Source organism: Pseudaminobacter soli (ex Zhang et al. 2022), from assembly GCF_014595955.1.
In the GTDB taxonomy this organism is placed as follows: domain Bacteria; phylum Pseudomonadota; class Alphaproteobacteria; order Rhizobiales; family Rhizobiaceae; genus Kumtagia; species Kumtagia pseudosoli.
Genome location: NZ_JABVCF010000003.1, coordinates 149,536 through 164,551, shown reverse-complemented (window position 1 = coordinate 164,551; position 15,016 = coordinate 149,536). Strand labels below are relative to the sequence as shown.

Below are 15,016 nucleotides of genomic sequence, written 5' to 3'. Positions count from 1 at the left end.
AGGCTCCGTGCTTTGCAGCCAAAGAGCGTCTGCGCGGCACCGAATGGACCACTGACGCGCGGGTCAGGATGTCGCACCTGCCTAACCCACTGAAATCCTGAATAAAAATACAATTGGCGTCAAGCCGGACCTCGGCTTGACGGGGAGGGGCGGCAAAACTATGTTGCCCGCGACTTTGAAGCGGACGGACGACGGTCGTGTCCGGGCAAGGGGGTTGCGGTGGCTGGCGGCGAGAAGCCGGACGAAACCGGAAGAACCGGGCCTGGAGCCAGGGATCGGCAGAGCGCTGCGGACCAGGATCTGGATAGCCGTCGGCAGAGGCTGGGAGCATCGCTCGCGGCCAGAGGCCACGGACCAAGCCAGGAGAGGACCGAAGCCCGAACGTCGAGCGTCGCCGGGTATGGGCAGGCGCTCAAGCTTTCGAGCGAATTCATCGCCGGCGTGGCGGTCGGGGCTGGCCTGGGCTGGTTCATCGATCGGCTGGCGGGGACTTCGCCTTGGGGGCTGATCGTCTTTCTTCTGCTCGGGTTCGCCGCAGGGGTGCTCAATGTGATGCGCTCGGCGGGGTTGATCGCAGAGGCCGGAGCAAAGGCGCCGAAGGCGCCCGAGAACGGCGGCAGGAACTGAATGCAAGCGGCGCCGAGCGCCGTGAGTCGAGGGGGGCCGAATGGCCAACGATCCGATCCACCAGTTTCACCTCACGGAACTCGTTCCGATCAACATCGGCGGACTCGATTTCTCCTTCACCAACTCCTCGCTTTTCATGGTTGCGACCGTGGCGGCGGCTGGCGCCTTCCTTTACCTGACCACGTCCAGCCGTGGCCTCGTGCCAAGCCGGCTGCAGTCCATCTCGGAGATGTCGTACGAGTTCGTCGCGAATATGCTGCGCGACGCCGCGGGGTCGTCCGGGATGAGGTTCTTCCCGATGGTGTTTTCGCTGTTCATGTTCGTGCTGGTTGCGAACCTGATCGGCCTCTTCCCCTATTTCTTCACCGTCACCAGCCACATCATCGTCACCTTCGCGCTGGCCCTGTTCGTCATCGGCACGGTCATCGTCTACGGCTTCATGAAGCACGGTTTTGGCTTCCTGAAGCTGTTCGTGCCGCAGGGGGTGCCCGGCATCCTGGTGCCACTGGTGGTGCTAATCGAGGTGATCTCCTTCCTCTCCCGGCCGATCAGCCTCTCCGTCCGTCTCTTCGCCAACATGTTGGCCGGACACATCACGCTCAAGGTTTTCGCAGGCTTCGTCACTTCGCTCAGCGCGCTTGGCGCCGTGGGTGTGGTCGGCTCGATCCTGCCGCTCGCCATGACGGTGGCGATCACCGCGCTGGAATTCCTGGTCGCCTTCCTGCAGGCCTACGTGTTCGCCGTGCTGACCTGCATGTATCTCAACGACGCGCTGCACCCTGGCCACTAAGCGGCCGGGGCGGGTGCCCGCCTCTCTAAACCCTAAGTTCTGCAACGGATTTTGAATCCACAAGGAGTTTGACATGGAAGTAGATGCAGCTAAGGCCATCGGCGCAGGTATCGCCTGCCTCGGCATGGGCGGCGCCGGTATCGGCCTGGGCACCATTTTCGGCAACTATCTGTCGGGCGCGCTGCGCAACCCGTCGGCTGCTGACGGCCAGTTCGGCCGCCTGATCTTCGGCTTCGCCGTGACCGAGGCGCTGGGCATCTTCTCGCTGCTCGTCGCCCTCCTGCTCCTCTTCACCTGATCTATTACGCGTGAAGCTTTAGCCGGCCGCCTCCTGCGGCCGGTCATGGACAGGACAAGAAGATGTTTGTGACACCTGGCTACGCTCAGGAAACCGCTCCCGTGGAGGGCGCAAGCCCCACCGGCCGGGCGCAACCCACTGGTGAAGGCCAGACCCCGGCGGAAGGTGCAAGCCCCGCGGGCGAGGCTCATCCTGCTACCAATGGGCACACTGAGGTGGGGCCGGAGGCGCAGGGCGGTGGTGCTTTCCCGCCGTTCGATTCTACCTATTTCCCGTCGCAGATCCTGTGGCTGGCGATCACCTTCGGTCTCTTCTACCTGTTCCTGAAAAGGGTGGTTCTGCCGCGTATCGGCGGTATCCTCGAGGTGCGACGCGATCGCATCGCCCAGGACCTCGATCAGGCCGCTCGCATGAAGGAAGAGGCGGACGCCGCGGTCGCTGCCTACGAGCAGGAACTGGCGGAAGCCAAGGCCAATGCCAATGCGATCGGCCAGCGCGCACGCGACGAGGCTCGGGTCGATGCCGATGCCGAGCGCAAGCGTGTCGAGGCAGACCTCGAGCGCAAGCTCGAGGAAGCAGAGGCGAGGATCGCCACGATCAAGTCGCGGGCTATGGGCGAGGTCGGGGTTATCGCCGAAGACACCGCCGAGACGATCGTTCGCGAATTGGTCGGCGGCAATGTCGACCGAGCCGAGGTCGCGGCAGCCGTCAAGGCGGCGCAGGGCTAGGAGACGCAGATGGATGCGACATTCTGGGCCTTCGTAGGCCTCATCATATTCCTGGCGATCGTCGTCTACATGAAGGTGCCAGGAATGATCGGCAAGTCGCTCGACTCGCGTGCGGATAAGATCCGCGCCGAGCTCGAGGAGGCGCGCCGCCTTCGCGAGGAAGCGCAGCAACTGCTCGCCGAATACCAGCGCAAGCGCAAGGAAGCCGAGAAGGAAGCGGCCGACATCGTCGACCATGCCAAGCGCGAGGCCGGTCTTCTGGTCACCGAGGCCAAGCAGAAGACGGAAGAGTATGTTGGCCGGCGCACCGCTCTCGCCGAGCAGAAGATCGGTCAGGCCGAGCGCGACGCCATCAACGAAGTGCGGGCGAAGGCGGTGGATATCGCCGTCGAGGCCGCGCGCAACGTGCTGGCCAGGAAGGTAGACGGCAAGGTGAGCGCCGACCTGTTCAACGCCTCGGTACGGGACCTGAAGACCCGGCTGAACTGAGAACGAGCCGAGGATTTCTCCCGATCCATGGAAAGAGCCGCCGTTCACGGCGGCTTTTTTGTTGGGCGTCCTTGGGGGGGGGTGGAACTCCAGATGCGTCCTTCGAGGCGACCCTGAGCGCGAGCCATGTAGTGGCGAGCAGTCGAAGGGGAGCCTAGAAGGACGCACTTCAACCTAGCGGGCTTTGTCAGGCGTCCACCAGAAGTTCGATCGTCTCTTCCACGACCACCTCGCCGTCGATCCGGAAAGGCGAGAAGCTGGTGCGGTGGATGCGCGGCACGGCGCCATGCAGATCGATGGCCGAACGATGCCGTTGGGTGGCGTAGCCCATATGGCTTTCGAAGCCGTAATGGACGTGCGAGCGGCCGCAATTATGCATCATGCGGTCCCGCATGACCTTGGCGACGATCGATGCCGCGGCGATCGACTGCGAGCGCTGGTCGCCCTTGACCAGAGCCTCGGCACCGCAGGTCAGCCCGGGCGGGACGTCGCGCCCGTCGATCAGTGCATGAAGCGGCCTGATCGCGAGCCCGCAGAGCGCGCGCCGCATGGCTTCAAGGCTGGCCCGCAGGATGTTGATGCGGTCGATGCCGCCGGCGCTCACCGAGGAGACAGAGACGGCGGACGCCTTCTTCAATATTTCCGCGAACAGTTCGTCCCGGCGCTCGGCCGTCAGCCGCTTGGAATCGTCCAGGCCGTCGGGGATCTTCTTCGGATTGAGGATTACGGCGGCCGCCACGACGGGCCCCGCGAGTGGGCCGCGCCCAGCCTCGTCCAGCCCGGCCAACGGCCACAGCCCCCGCTTCATCGCCTTCTTCTCATAGGAGAAGTCGGGCCTGAACGTAAGCTCGAAGAGGGGCGGAGAATCGGAGAATGAGCGAGGCATTTGGCGGCGACACTCGCATCCGCTCCGATTCTCCGCAAGGCCTTCCCGGCCGTCGGGGCTGCGGGCGGGGAAGGCGTTAGCGCGACAGTCGGCATTAGGGCGTCGGGGACATGCTTCAGCAGACCGTGCGGGATGCTCTTCCGACTGCCTATTGCCGACTGCCTCATAACAACATCAACTGTTCATCCTTCTCCTCACTCTTGAAAAGGTCGGTCCTGAGCTGTGTGCGTTCCTGGTTGAGGCCGAGGCGCTTGGCGGCGATCTCGATGCGGCGACTGATCTGCCAGGCGTAGGGCCCGGAGCCCTTCATTCGCTTGCCCCACTCCGAATCGTAGTCCTTGCCGTCGCGCATGGAGCGGATGAGCGACATCACGTGCCGGTAGCGGTCCGGATAGTTGCGCAGCAGCCAGTCCTTGAAGATGGGGCTCACCTCCAGGGGCAGGCGCAGGATGACGTAGCCCGCCTCCCGCGCGCCCGCATGTGCAGCCGAATCGAGGATCCGCTCGATCTCATGGTCGTTGAGGCCGGGAACCACCGGCGCCACCATCACCGAAGCCGGCACTCCGGCCTCGCTCAGTGCCCGGATCGCCTCGAGCCGCTTGGCCGGCGTGGACGCGCGCGGCTCCATGGTGCGGGCCAGCATGCGGTCGAGCGTCGTCACCGAGAGCGCGACCTTGGCCAGCCCTTTCTCGGCCATCCTGGAGAGGATGTCGATGTCGCGAACCACCAGCGCCGATTTTGTTACGATGCCGACCGGATGCTGCCGCGCCTCGAGCACTTCGAGGATCTCGCGCATGATCCGATACTTCTTCTCGATCGGCTGATACGGGTCGGTGTTGGTGCCGATGGCAATCGTGCGCGGCTGATAGCCCTTCTTCGAGAGCTCGTTGTCGAGGAGCCGCGCCGCATCTGGCTTGGCGAACAGCTTTGACTCGAAGTCTAGGCCCGGGGAAAGCCCCATATAGCTGTGGCTCGGCCGGGCAAAGCAGTAGACGCAGCCGTGCTCGCAGCCACGATAAGGATTAATCGACCGGTCGAAGGAGATGTCAGGCGAGTTGTTGCGGGTGATGATGTTGCGCGGCCGCTCGACCTGCACTTCGGTCTTGAATGCGGGCAGTTCCTCGAGCGTTTCCCAACCATCGTCGAAGACATGCCGAGTGATCGGCTCGTAGCGGCCAGTCGGGTTCACGCCCGCGCCGCGGCCACGCCGGCGGTCGTCGCCGATCCTCACGCCACTTTCTTCGATCACGGCATTCGCCATCTCCGCCCGGCCTTCGCCGAAAGCGGCGATGTCGGCGCGCACCACCTGCTCCATTCTGGCGCGCTGCCACGGCGTCTCTGCTGGCTGTCGAATCGCGATGACCATGAAACTATTCCTATTTTGCGAAAGAGAACAAATCAAGAACCAATCGGTTCCCTTTTAGGCCACCGACGTCACGTGTCAGCGAGCTCTCGGCTAGTATGCTGCACCGCAAAACTGGTGCTACGCCGCAAACTTCGGTATTTGGTGGGCATGCTCTCCGTGCTGATCGAGACTAAGAACGACGAGGAGGGGCTGGCGCGCACGCTCGCCTCGCTGGTGGGCGCAGCGGTCGAGGGCGTTGTGCGGGATGTGATCGTCTGCGATGGCGGTTCGACCGACCAGACCCGTCAGGTGGCTGACCATGCAGGTTGCCAGTTCCTCGCCGGAGGCGGGATCGCCGCTGGAATCCGGAAGGCGAAGGGGGAGTGGCTGCTCCTGCTGGAACCGGGTGCGAGACTGGGGGAAGGCTGGACCGATGACGTGATTGCTCACACAGCAGAGGCGTCCACCCCCGCCCGGTTCACCTGTGCCTCGGGCGAACGCGGCTCGTTTCTCGCGCGTTTGTTCTCGCGCAGGAGGCCTTTGGCCGAAGCATTGCTGATCAGGAAGGGCCAGGCAGTCGTGCTCTCAAAGAGGGCTGAAAGCGCGGAGGCAATCGCACAGGCGGTGAGTGCGAAACGGCTCAGGGCAGAGCTGTCACCGGCGCCGCCGCGATAATCGGTCGTCTTGGCCGGACTTGACCTTCGATCAAGCCGAGCCACCGCTTCCGCGCCTCAGGTGCTCGTCGAGGCGCGGCATGATCTCCACGAAGTTGCAGGGCATGTGGCGGTAGTCGAGTTGCTGCTTCAGGATGCCGTCCCAGGCGTCCTTGCATGCCCCGGGCGAACCGGGCAGCGCGAAGACGAAGGTGGCGTTGACGACGCCGCCGGTCGCCCGCGACTGGATCGTCGAGGTGCCGATCTTGTCGTAGGAGATACGGTGAAAGACTTCCGAAAACCCGTCCATCTTCTTCTCGAAGATCGGCTCCAGCGCATCCGGGGTCACATCGCGGCCGGTGAAGCCGGTGCCGCCGGTGGTGATCACCACATCGACGCCATCGTCTTCCGTCCATGCCAGCACCTTCTCCCGGATCTTCTCGACGTCGTCGCTGACGACGGCGCGGTCTGCAAGGATGTGCCCGGCTTCGATGATGCGGTCGGCGAGCGTCTGCCCTGACTTGTCGTCGGCCAGCGTGCGCGTATCCGAGACGGTCAACACGGCGATGCGGACTGGAATGAACTCTCTGGCTGTGGCGGACATTGACGCTCTCCCGATGACGACCCTTTAGCGATCAGCCGGCTACACCGACCGGACCACCCGACCCGCCGGTTTCCGTCGCGATCACGAACCAGTCGTGCTGTTGCTTCGAGATGATAGCCGCAGCGCGTTCGGCCGCTGCGGCGCTGGGAAACAGGCCGAAGCAGGTCGCGCCCGAGCCGGACATCCGCGCCAAGCTGGCGCCACTGACGCGGAGGGCGGCGAGCGCTTCTCCGATGACAGGCGCAAGACCGGCCGCCGGTTCCGACAGGTCGTTGCGGGTGGCCTGCAGCCATTCGATCAGGACCGCGTCGTTTGCCTTCTGCGGGAGCGGCGGCAATGGCGCGTTGTCGTGGCTCTTCAGCGCGCCGAACACGGCCGGGGTCGAGACCGGCACGCGCGGATTGACCAGGACCATGCGCAGCACCGGGAAACCGGCACGTTCCTCGATCTGCTCGCCGATACCACGAGCGATCAGGGGCCGGCCGCGCACGCACATGGGCACGTCAGCGCCGAGGGATGCCCCGATCCTGGACAGCTGGGCGCCGTCGAGGTCGAGCTTCCATAGCCGCGTCAGCGCCCGCAGCACCGCGGCCGCGTCGCTCGATCCTCCGCCCAGGCCGGCCATGGCGGGGATGTTCTTCTCCAGGAAGATCAAAACCGGCGGGGTGTTCTCATAGCCGGCCACCTCTCGCAGCGCCTCGCGCGCCCTGACGGCCAGGTTCTCCCTTCCGTCCGGCGCATCGCCTGCGAAGGGTCCAGCGAGGCTAAAAGCGTCATGCGGCGCCGGAGCGACCGCGACCTGGTCGCCGTAGGCCGTGAAGACGGAAAGGCTCTCGATCAGATGGTAACCATCGGGCCGCCGCCCAACCACATGTAGGGCAAGATTGATCTTGGCGGGTGCCGCTTCGGAGACGGCCCTCGTAGCTGAGGTCATGTGCGGGCGGTCAGTCGTTGGCGGGACGGTATTCGCCGGTCTTGGGGTCCAAGACCAGGGTGCCGCAGGCCCCGGTTTTCGCCTGCTTCTCGTGACGCTTGATCTTGGCGGTCACGCGCTCCGCTTCGCGGACGAATGCCCTATAGCCCAGATAGGCGGCGGCGCCGACCGCGGCGAAGAAGATGAGCTGCGGCATGACCATTTCTCCCTTGAGCCGACCATCCGGCGCGAGCGGTCAGATCGGCTGGATGACATGATAATCGTAATCGCGTGGGCCATCAAAGCCCGAATCGGCTCCACAGGGCGCGCTCTTCCATCACCTCCACGAGACCCGTGGCGACGCTGCCGGCTGCCTCCGCGATCCGCCCCTCGGACTGTGATCCGAACAGGGCGAGCCGGCGCCCGAACAGCCCGCGCGGCGGAGCGATCAGCTTCAGCTGGGTCTTGTCGCCATAGCGGTTCTTGAGGAAGCCGCGCATGTCGCCGAGGCCGTCCACCAGACCGAGTGCCAGCGCCTTCTTTCCGCTCCAGAACATTCCGGTGAACAGATCCGGGTCATCGGCCAGGTTATCGCCGCGGCGTTCCTTGACGAGGTCGATGAATGTGTCGTGAACCTGCAGCTGCAATGCCTTGAGCGTTTCGATGTCCTCTTCCCGCTCCGGGCGGAACGGGTCGAGAATCGACTTGTTGCTGCCGGCCGTATGGACGCGCCGCTCGATGCCGAGCTTCTTCAGGAGTTCCGGAAAGCCGAAGGAGGCGGTGATCACTCCGATCGAGCCGACGATCGAGGAGGGGTCCGCGATGATCTCGTCGCCCGCGACTGCGATCATGTATCCGCCCGAGGCCGCCACGTCCTCGACGAAGACGAAGACCTTCTTGTTCTTCTCCTGGGCGAGATCGCGGATGCGCGTAAAGATCAGCCGCGACTGGACCGCCGAGCCGCCGGGCGAATTGATCGAGATCGCCACGGCTGGAGCATCCTTGAGGGCGAAGGCCTTTTCCAGCAGCCCGGCGACCGTGGCTAAGGACAGGTTCTGCCGGAACTGCCCTCCGCCAGCCATGATCGTTCCGTTTAGGCGAACGACAGGAATGGTGACCCCGTCCGACCGCATGGACTTGGGCAGGAGGCGGCGGAAGAAGGACGTCACGCTGGAGCGCTCCATTGTTGTTGATGGCACCACGCATGTAGGAATTGACGCGTTCCGCGCAATGCCGGTGATCAATCGTCGAACAGCGAGGACTCTCCGGACAGGATTGCGTCGGCTTCAGCAGTGAAACTTTGGTCCTCCTCCCGGTGGAGGACAAGCGGCGGCATGATCGACGGGGCACCACGCGCGCCGCGGATCGCGCGCACGACGATCCGGATCGCCGGGCGGGAGAGCGTCGCATAAACGGGCAGGATCTCGGCGCCGCCGAACCGGCCCGAGAGGGCTGTGAGAATGTCTGCCAGCGAGGAAGGGCGGGCGATCAGGGCGACCTTGCCGCGCGGCTTCAGGACGGCGGCGGCGCTGCGCAGCCAGTCGGCGAAGACCGACCCGCTGCCGACATGCGCCTCGCGCCGCAGTTCGTTTGGCGTGGAGCGGTCGATCGGCTCGTTGAAGGGCGGGTTCATCAGCACGAAGTCCGCCGAGCGGTCCCTCAGCCCCGCCGCCTCTCGTGCTCTGCCGGCGAGCGACACGTCGGTCTGCAGTATGTCGATGCGGGAGGCGAGATGGGAATTCCCCGCGTTGGCGAGCGACAGCCTGGCGAATGACACCATCTCGGGCGAGCGCTCGACGAGAAGGACGCGCGCCGCCGGACAGCGGGCCGCCACGGCGAACCCGACCGCGCCAGCGCCCGCCCCGAAATCCACCGCCATCCCCGCAAAACCCGAGGGCGTGGCCGCGGCAAGCACCAGCGCGTCCATGCCGGCCCGGTGCCCGCCCTTGGCGGGCTGGACCAGGAAGAAGCGGCCGCGATGGAAGCCGTCGACGGTGCGGTCCGTCAAAGGCTCGTCGCTAGGATCACTGCTCGTCAGCATGGAGCCACGGCGGCTCAGCCTTTTCGGATCTCGTGGCCGATCCCCGCGTCGACGAAGAGGCGCCTTGCGGCGTCTGCATCCTCCTCTGCCACGAGCAGCCGGCGCGGCAGGATTCCCAGCGAGCCGTCGGCAATGCTCATGTTCTGGTCGGCGACAAGGCAGTCGATTCCCGCGTCCCTGAGCAGCGCTTGGGCGAAAGACAGGACGACGGCGTCATTCGTGCGAAGAAGCTCGATCATGGAAATGAGAGTCGCAGCTAAATGGTGCCAAGTAAACCGGGGGCGCAGGGAGGTCTGTGCGAATCAACACTTGAGTCGGAGGGGCGGGAGGCACTAAACCTCGGCCGGACAAAGGCCGCCTTCGGCGACCTGTGACGGGGAGTGAATGTGTTGGGCGTCGTTCTCAATCTCGAAGACGGAAAGCGCGAACCCTCGATCAGGAAACTGATCGACCTCACGGCGGCCGGCTTGGGCGAGGTGAACAAGCTGATCCTGTCCAAGGCCGGATCAGACGTCGAGATGATCCCGGAAATCGCCAACCACCTGATCTCCTCGGGCGGCAAGCGTCTGCGGCCCATGGTGACCTTGGCCTCGGCGGAGATGTTCGGCTACAGCGGCGACGGTCACGTGAAACTCGCGACCAGTGTCGAGTTCATGCACACGGCGACCCTCCTGCATGACGACGTGGTCGACGAGAGCGACATGCGGCGCGGTCGCAAGACGGCGCGCACCATTTGGGGGAATCAGGCGAGCGTGCTCGTCGGAGATTTCCTGCTCGGCCAGGCCTTCCGGATGATGGTCGAGGTCGGCTCGCTCGATGCGCTCGACATTCTGTCCACGGCGGCGTCTATCATCGCCGAGGGCGAAGTCATGCAGCTTGCCGCGGCCAAGAACCTGGAGACCACCGAGGACGAATACTTTTCGGTGATCAAGGCCAAGACCGCGGCGCTGTTCTCGGCAGCCGCCGAGGTCGGTCCGGTGATCGCGGGCGCCTCCCGCAACGACCGCGCGGCGCTGCGTTCCTACGGCATGAATCTCGGACTGGCCTTCCAGTTGATTGACGATGCACTGGATTATGGCGGGGACACCAAGAAGCTCGGCAAGAATGTCGGCGACGATTTCCGCGAGGGGAAGGTCACGCTTCCGGTGATCCTCTGCTACCGCCGCGGTTCCTCCGAGGAGCGCGCCTTCTGGAAGCAGGCGATCGAGGACAACATCGCGGATGATGCGGCGCTGGAGAAAGCGATGGCGTTGATGGCCCGCCATGGAGCGATAACCGACACGATCGGCCGCGCGCGTCACTTCGGCGAGATCGCGCGCGATGCGCTGGCCCCGCTCCCGGCGACGACCTATAAATCGGCGCTGATCGATGTTATCGATTTCTGCATAAGTCGCGTGGTCTGATCGGCTGACGCCTCGACGGTCGCGAACCGGGCCGGTCGCGGTGAAGTGATGCGACACCGCAAAATGGCCATGCTTGTAGGATTGACCTCTGGACTATCCCCTGAGCAGGACGCGCCGGAAAGGACGATGATGCTTAAGCGAATGATCTGGCTTGCCAGCGTGTCGGCGCTGACCACCGCACTCCTGGTGGGCCCGCAGGCTATCGCAAAGCGCGCCCCCGAATCCGTCAATATCGGCTCTTTCACAGGCGCCTATCTGGCCGCCCGGGTCGCCGAAGTCGACAACGACATGGATTCGGCGATCGCCTACTATCGCCGCGCACTCGACTTCGATCCGAACAACCAGCAGCTTCAGCAAAGCCTGATGCTGGTTCTCATCTCCTCCGGCCGGTTCGACGACGCGCTTCCTCTCGCCGAGAAGCTGAAGACGGTACCCGAGGTTGAGCGCTTCTCCCGTGTTGCGCTGGCGGTCGATGCCATCCGCAAGAACCAGTACCGCGAGGCAGGCGACTGGCTGAAGCTCACCGTCGAGTCCGATCTCGACCGGTTGATCACCGGCCTGATGACGGCCTGGACCCAGGTTGGCCGCAACGACGGGGCTGATGCGCTCGCCGGGCTCGAGAGCCTGCAGGGTCCGGAGTGGTTCGAGCTCTTCGTCGCCCTGCATCGAGGCTTGGTTGCCGAAATGGCCGGCATGCCGGAGGAGGCGGATGCTGCCTACCAGGCTGCGATGGACAATGTGGCTGCGGGCGGAGCCGCGCCGGAGACCTGGCTGCGCGCAGCCGAGGCCTATGCCGGTTTCCTCGTCCGCAGGGGCGACAAGCAGGGCGCGCTGGATGTCCTCAGCAGGGCCGACGAGTTCTCGTCCGGGCGTCTTCCGCTGCAGGCACTGCGCAAGAAGATCGAGGCGGGCGAGAAGGTGGACCCCGTCATCGCGACCGTCTCGGATGGCGCCAGCGAGGTCCTGCTTGACCTCGGAGCGGCGCTCAACCGCGGCGGCGGCGAGCCCTTCGTCAAGATGTACCTGCAACTCGCGTTGGCGCTGCGGCCCGACAGCGACGCCGTCCTGCTCCAACTGGCATCGCTCGCCGAACAGCAGAACAATTCCGAGGAAGCGATCGCCTACTACGAGAAGATCCCGGCGGCGTCTCCGATCAGGCGCGCGGCGGAACTGCAACTGGGCCTCAATCTTGCCGACCTCAAGCGGCACGACGAGGCGATCATGCATCTGAAGATCCTGCTCGACGCCGAACCAGACGACATGCGGGCCTATCTGGCGCTCGGCGGCGTGTATGCTTCGAAGGAGGACTACAAATCGGCTGCCGAGGTTTATGACCGGGCGGTGGAGCGGCTGAAGGAGCCGACCGCGTCGAACTGGAATATCTTCTATCAGCGCGGCATCGCCTATGAGCGGCTGAAGCAGTGGGCCAAAGCCGAGCCGAACTTCAAGAAGGCGCTCCAGCTGTTCCCGAACCAGCCTCAGGTGATGAACTATCTCGGCTATTCCTGGGTCGACATGAACCTCAACCTCGAGGAAGCCCTCGATCTGATCCGTAGGGCGGTCGATCTCCGGCCGGGCGACGGCTACATCGTCGACTCGCTGGGCTGGGCCTACTACCGCCTGAACCGGTTCGAGGAAGCGGTGGTCGAACTGGAGCGGGCCGTTTCGCTGAAGCCGGACGACCCGGTCCTCAACGACCATCTCGGCGATGCCTACTGGCGCGCCGGCCGCAAGCTCGAGGCGACCTTCCAGTGGCGCCACGCCCGCGATCTGAAGCCGGAGCCGGACGTGCTTCTCAGCGTCCAGAAGAAGCTGGCGGAAGGGCTCCCGCCGATCGAAGGCAAGACCGCCCTGGATTCGGCGAAGCCTCAGCCAAAGGCGGCCGAGCCAAAGGGGTAAGAAAGGGGCGGGAAGCACGTCCTCCCGGTCGAAGCAGGAGCGTAAGCGACTGCGTAGACCCGGGATTCCATTCCGGAATCTTTGCGGTTGGCGCGCCGCTGCGCGTCCTGAACCGTTACGGAATGAATTCCGGCTCTCCCTCCGCATCGCTTCCGTCGGCCGGAATGACGCCGAAGGGTACTGCCCGGCTGCATTGCGTTTCCGGCAATTTGCCCTATATTCTTCGGCAGATTGCCGGAAGAGAGTATGGCCACTTCTGTAGCAGTATTTGAAAAGGTCGCACGCAAGCTGGGTGGGCCCGCTGTGCTCGGCGCTGATGTTCGCTCGCAGGCCGATCTAGCCATGCTGGTCAGGCGGCGGCTACCGCTGTCTGCCCTGAGGGGCCTTTCCGCCGCCGGTATAAGCGAGCAGGAGATCGAGCGCTTCGTCATCCCGCAACGCACCCGCAGGCACCGCGCGGAGAAGAACCAGCCGCTAACGGTTGAGGAATCCGATCGGGCCGTCCGGCTCGTCCGCATCCTGTCTCTGGCGGAAGAGGCCTTCGGCGACACCGAGAAGGCAAACCGCTGGCTGCGCAAGGGCCTCGCTGAACTGGGCGGCGAGGCGCCGCTCACGACGGCTGAGACCGAGGCCGGCGCGCGGGTAATTGAAACCATCCTTGGAAAGATTGCCTGGGGTGCCGCGGCCTGATGCGGCTGTGGCGGCTTTCCACTTTACAGTTCGCGGATGCATTCGACGGCGGCTATGGCCTGCGCTTCGATGGAAGATGGAATACTGTGGGTCGCCCCGTGACATACGCCGCGACCTCGCCATCGCTCTGCGTGCTCGAGAAGCTCGTTCATGTCGAGGATCCCGACCTTATGCCCTCGCTTGCGATGGTCGCCTATGAGGTAGCGGACGACGTTCCGTTCACGCGCCGCAACGTCGACGAGCTTCCCGCAGACTGGCGACGCCGGGAGGCTGAAACGCAGCGCATGGGCGACGAGTGGCTGGCCGGGCTCGAGGCCGCGATCCTGTTCGTTCCCTCGGCGGTCGTCCCCATTTCCGGCAGTCCGGATCAGAACGCGATCGTCAACCACCGCCACCCCGCGGCTGCGCTAATCACGATCAAGCGCATCGAGCCTTTCGGACTGGATGTTCGGCTGCTGTAGTCCGCGACAAGTCTACGACTGGTCCTGGGAGCCACCTTCGCCCGGCGGCGCAATTCGCCGCCAAACTTGACGCTCCAGCGCTGCGCCACTAGGACGGACCGTCTTTTCCGTCCCCTGCCGAGGACAACTCCGTGGCCCCGAAACTGCCCGACCATATGCATCCGACCCGCTCATTCCAGGGGCTCATCCTGACCCTGCACGAGTACTGGGCCTCCTATGGCTGCGTGGTGCTCCAGCCCTATGACATGGAGGTCGGCGCGGGTACCTTTCACCCCGCCACGACACTGCGCGCGCTGGGGCCAAAGCCCTGGAACGCTGCCTATGTCCAGCCTTCCCGACGTCCTAAGGATGGCCGCTACGGCGAGAACCCTAACCGGCTGCAGCATTACTATCAGTATCAGGTCATCCTGAAGCCGAACCCGCCGAACCTGCAGGAGCTCTATCTCGGCTCGCTGCAGGCGATCGGCGTCGACCCGCTGCTCCACGACATCCGCTTCGTCGAGGACGACTGGGAGAGCCCCACCCTCGGCGCCTGGGGGCTCGGCTGGGAATGCTGGTGCGACGGCATGGAAGTTTCGCAGTTCACCTATTTCCAGCAGGTCTGCGGCATCGAATGTGCGCCGGTCTCGGGCGAACTCACCTACGGGCTGGAGCGGCTCGCCATGTATGTGCAGGGCGTGGACAACGTCTACGACCTCAACTTCAACGGCCGCGAGGGGGCGGAGAAGGTCACCTACGGCGACGTCTTCCTGCAGGCCGAGCAGGAATATTCGCGCCACAACTTCGAGTACGCCGACACCGCCATGCTGCTGCGTCACTTCGACGACGCCGAGAAGGAGTGCCGGGCGCTGCTGAAGGCTGGAGCGCCCAGTCAGGGAGAGTTCCACCGGCTCGTCTTCCCGGCCTACGACCAGGCGATCAAGGCTTCCCACACCTTCAACCTGCTCGATGCGCGCGGCGTCATCTCCGTGACCGAGCGCCAGAGCTACATCCTGCGTGTACGCGAACTGGCGAAGGCCTGCGGCGAGGCGTTCCTGCGGACCGAAGCGGGCGGCGCGACTTACCTCTCCATGGATGGGGCAGGTCGCGCCGTAGACGCGGGTGGGAGTGTTTCGGCGGTCGTGTGATCCCGAAGCTAAACCGCATCAACATCGAGACCGTGCGCCGACTCCGTACCACGATGTCCTCC

At 64.6% G+C, this 15,016-nt stretch carries 19 protein-coding genes; 11 read left to right on the top strand and 8 right to left on the bottom strand.

From position 1 onward, the window contains the following. Positions 1-219: 219 nt before the first annotated feature. From HUI96_RS06695 to HUI96_RS06675, 5 genes are all read left to right on the top strand, one after another. Positions 220-627, top strand: coding sequence for an AtpZ/AtpI family protein (locus HUI96_RS06695; RefSeq protein ID WP_188253874.1), 408 nt, complete (start codon positions 220-222; stop codon positions 625-627). A 40-nt stretch (positions 628-667) separates the two neighbouring features. After that, positions 668-1,417, top strand: a complete 750-nt coding sequence (locus tag HUI96_RS06690) for a F0F1 ATP synthase subunit A (RefSeq protein WP_188253873.1) — start codon at positions 668-670, stop codon at positions 1,415-1,417. 73 nt (positions 1,418-1,490) lie between these two features. After that, positions 1,491-1,715, top strand: a complete 225-nt coding sequence (locus tag HUI96_RS06685; protein ID WP_188253872.1) for a F0F1 ATP synthase subunit C — start codon at positions 1,491-1,493, stop codon at positions 1,713-1,715. A 62-nt stretch (positions 1,716-1,777) separates the two neighbouring features. Further along, a complete protein-coding gene (locus HUI96_RS06680; protein WP_188253871.1) occupies positions 1,778-2,443 on the top strand; it encodes a F0F1 ATP synthase subunit B in 666 nt (221 codons plus the stop codon). 9 nt (positions 2,444-2,452) lie between these two features. Beyond that, entirely contained in the window at positions 2,453-2,932 is a 480-nt protein-coding gene (locus tag HUI96_RS06675) for a F0F1 ATP synthase subunit B (RefSeq protein WP_188253870.1), read from the top strand. 187 nt (positions 2,933-3,119) lie between these two features. Here HUI96_RS06675 and HUI96_RS06670 read toward each other — a convergent pair whose 3' ends face one another. Together HUI96_RS06670 and HUI96_RS06665 are read right to left on the bottom strand one after the other, a co-directional pair. Continuing rightward, entirely contained in the window at positions 3,120-3,818 is a 699-nt protein-coding gene (locus HUI96_RS06670) for a ribonuclease HII (RefSeq protein ID WP_188253869.1), read from the bottom strand. Positions 3,819-3,981: 163 nt separating this feature from the next. After that, positions 3,982-5,133, bottom strand: a complete 1,152-nt coding sequence (locus tag HUI96_RS06665) for a PA0069 family radical SAM protein (protein WP_188254164.1) — start codon at positions 5,131-5,133, stop codon at positions 3,982-3,984. Positions 5,134-5,331: 198 nt separating this feature from the next. Here HUI96_RS06665 and HUI96_RS06660 point away from each other — a divergent pair, with 198 nt between their 5' ends. Beyond that, on the top strand, positions 5,332-5,838 hold the full coding sequence (locus HUI96_RS06660) for a glycosyltransferase (protein WP_188254163.1): 507 nt from the start codon (positions 5,332-5,334) through the stop codon (positions 5,836-5,838). A 30-nt stretch (positions 5,839-5,868) separates the two neighbouring features. On the opposite strand, the gene moaB is transcribed toward HUI96_RS06660, so the two are convergent. The 6 genes from moaB to HUI96_RS06630 all read right to left on the bottom strand — a co-directional run bounded on the left by moaB (position 5,869) and on the right by HUI96_RS06630 (position 9,613). Beyond that, positions 5,869-6,420: a molybdenum cofactor biosynthesis protein B gene (gene moaB / locus HUI96_RS06655; protein ID WP_188253868.1), complete on the bottom strand. Its 552-nt coding sequence runs from the start codon at positions 6,418-6,420 to the stop codon at positions 5,869-5,871. A 31-nt stretch (positions 6,421-6,451) separates the two neighbouring features. After that, complete coding sequence (locus HUI96_RS06650; protein ID WP_188253867.1) at positions 6,452-7,354, bottom strand: 4-(cytidine 5'-diphospho)-2-C-methyl-D-erythritol kinase; 903 nt, start codon at positions 7,352-7,354, stop codon at positions 6,452-6,454. Positions 7,355-7,364: 10 nt separating this feature from the next. Then, positions 7,365-7,550 (bottom strand): hypothetical protein, encoded by a 186-nt coding sequence (locus HUI96_RS06645; protein ID WP_188253866.1) that lies wholly within the window; start codon positions 7,548-7,550, stop codon positions 7,365-7,367. A gap of 82 nt (positions 7,551-7,632) precedes the next feature. Then, positions 7,633-8,517, bottom strand: a complete 885-nt coding sequence (locus HUI96_RS06640; protein ID WP_188253865.1) for a S49 family peptidase — start codon at positions 8,515-8,517, stop codon at positions 7,633-7,635. Between the two features lie 56 nt (positions 8,518-8,573). After that, positions 8,574-9,374 carry a tRNA1(Val) (adenine(37)-N6)-methyltransferase gene (locus HUI96_RS06635; protein WP_188253864.1) on the bottom strand — a complete coding sequence of 267 codons (801 nt, stop codon included), beginning with the start codon at positions 9,372-9,374 and terminating at the stop codon, positions 8,574-8,576. A 14-nt stretch (positions 9,375-9,388) separates the two neighbouring features. Beyond that, positions 9,389-9,613, bottom strand: coding sequence for a DUF2007 domain-containing protein (locus HUI96_RS06630; protein ID WP_188253863.1), 225 nt, complete (start codon positions 9,611-9,613; stop codon positions 9,389-9,391). Between the two features lie 150 nt (positions 9,614-9,763). Between HUI96_RS06630 and HUI96_RS06625 the strand changes: the two genes are divergently transcribed. The 5 genes from HUI96_RS06625 (at position 9,764) to HUI96_RS06605 (ending at position 14,954) form a co-directional block, all read left to right on the top strand. Continuing rightward, positions 9,764-10,777: a polyprenyl synthetase family protein gene (locus HUI96_RS06625; RefSeq protein ID WP_188253862.1), complete on the top strand. Its 1,014-nt coding sequence runs from the start codon at positions 9,764-9,766 to the stop codon at positions 10,775-10,777. A 126-nt stretch (positions 10,778-10,903) separates the two neighbouring features. After that, positions 10,904-12,676, top strand: a complete 1,773-nt coding sequence (locus tag HUI96_RS06620; RefSeq protein ID WP_188253861.1) for a tetratricopeptide repeat protein — start codon at positions 10,904-10,906, stop codon at positions 12,674-12,676. 246 nt (positions 12,677-12,922) lie between these two features. Then, a complete protein-coding gene (gene parS, locus HUI96_RS06615; protein ID WP_188253860.1) occupies positions 12,923-13,366 on the top strand; it encodes a type II RES/Xre toxin-antitoxin system antitoxin in 444 nt (147 codons plus the stop codon). Beyond that, complete coding sequence (locus HUI96_RS06610; RefSeq protein ID WP_188253859.1) at positions 13,366-13,827, top strand: RES family NAD+ phosphorylase; 462 nt, start codon at positions 13,366-13,368, stop codon at positions 13,825-13,827. Before parS ends, HUI96_RS06610 begins: the two co-directional genes overlap by 1 nt. A 155-nt stretch (positions 13,828-13,982) precedes the next feature. After that, a complete protein-coding gene (locus HUI96_RS06605) occupies positions 13,983-14,954 on the top strand; it encodes a glycine--tRNA ligase subunit alpha (protein WP_188254162.1) in 972 nt (323 codons plus the stop codon). Positions 14,955-15,016: the final 62 nt, after the last annotated feature.

Coding starts and splice junctions, on each gene's coding strand:
- HUI96_RS06690 (WP_188253873.1), top strand. CDS start 668: ATGGCCAACGATCCGATCCACCAGTTTCACCTCACGGAACTCGTTCCG.
- HUI96_RS06685 (WP_188253872.1), top strand. CDS start 1,491: ATGGAAGTAGATGCAGCTAAGGCCATCGGCGCAGGTATCGCCTGCCTC.
- HUI96_RS06680 (WP_188253871.1), top strand. CDS start 1,778: ATGTTTGTGACACCTGGCTACGCTCAGGAAACCGCTCCCGTGGAGGGC.
- HUI96_RS06675 (WP_188253870.1), top strand. CDS start 2,453: ATGGATGCGACATTCTGGGCCTTCGTAGGCCTCATCATATTCCTGGCG.
- HUI96_RS06670 (WP_188253869.1), bottom strand. CDS start 3,818: ATGCCTCGCTCATTCTCCGATTCTCCGCCCCTCTTCGAGCTTACGTTC.
- HUI96_RS06665 (WP_188254164.1), bottom strand. CDS start 5,133: ATGGAGCAGGTGGTGCGCGCCGACATCGCCGCTTTCGGCGAAGGCCGG.
- HUI96_RS06660 (WP_188254163.1), top strand. CDS start 5,332: ATGCTCTCCGTGCTGATCGAGACTAAGAACGACGAGGAGGGGCTGGCG.
- moaB (WP_188253868.1), bottom strand. CDS start 6,420: ATGTCCGCCACAGCCAGAGAGTTCATTCCAGTCCGCATCGCCGTGTTG.
- HUI96_RS06650 (WP_188253867.1), bottom strand. CDS start 7,354: ATGACCTCAGCTACGAGGGCCGTCTCCGAAGCGGCACCCGCCAAGATC.
- HUI96_RS06645 (WP_188253866.1), bottom strand. CDS start 7,550: ATGCCGCAGCTCATCTTCTTCGCCGCGGTCGGCGCCGCCGCCTATCTG.
- HUI96_RS06640 (WP_188253865.1), bottom strand. CDS start 8,517: ATGGAGCGCTCCAGCGTGACGTCCTTCTTCCGCCGCCTCCTGCCCAAG.
- HUI96_RS06635 (WP_188253864.1), bottom strand. CDS start 9,374: ATGCTGACGAGCAGTGATCCTAGCGACGAGCCTTTGACGGACCGCACC.
- HUI96_RS06630 (WP_188253863.1), bottom strand. CDS start 9,613: ATGATCGAGCTTCTTCGCACGAATGACGCCGTCGTCCTGTCTTTCGCC.
- HUI96_RS06620 (WP_188253861.1), top strand. CDS start 10,904: ATGATGCTTAAGCGAATGATCTGGCTTGCCAGCGTGTCGGCGCTGACC.
- parS (WP_188253860.1), top strand. CDS start 12,923: ATGGCCACTTCTGTAGCAGTATTTGAAAAGGTCGCACGCAAGCTGGGT.
- HUI96_RS06610 (WP_188253859.1), top strand. CDS start 13,366: ATGCGGCTGTGGCGGCTTTCCACTTTACAGTTCGCGGATGCATTCGAC.
- HUI96_RS06605 (WP_188254162.1), top strand. CDS start 13,983: ATGCATCCGACCCGCTCATTCCAGGGGCTCATCCTGACCCTGCACGAG.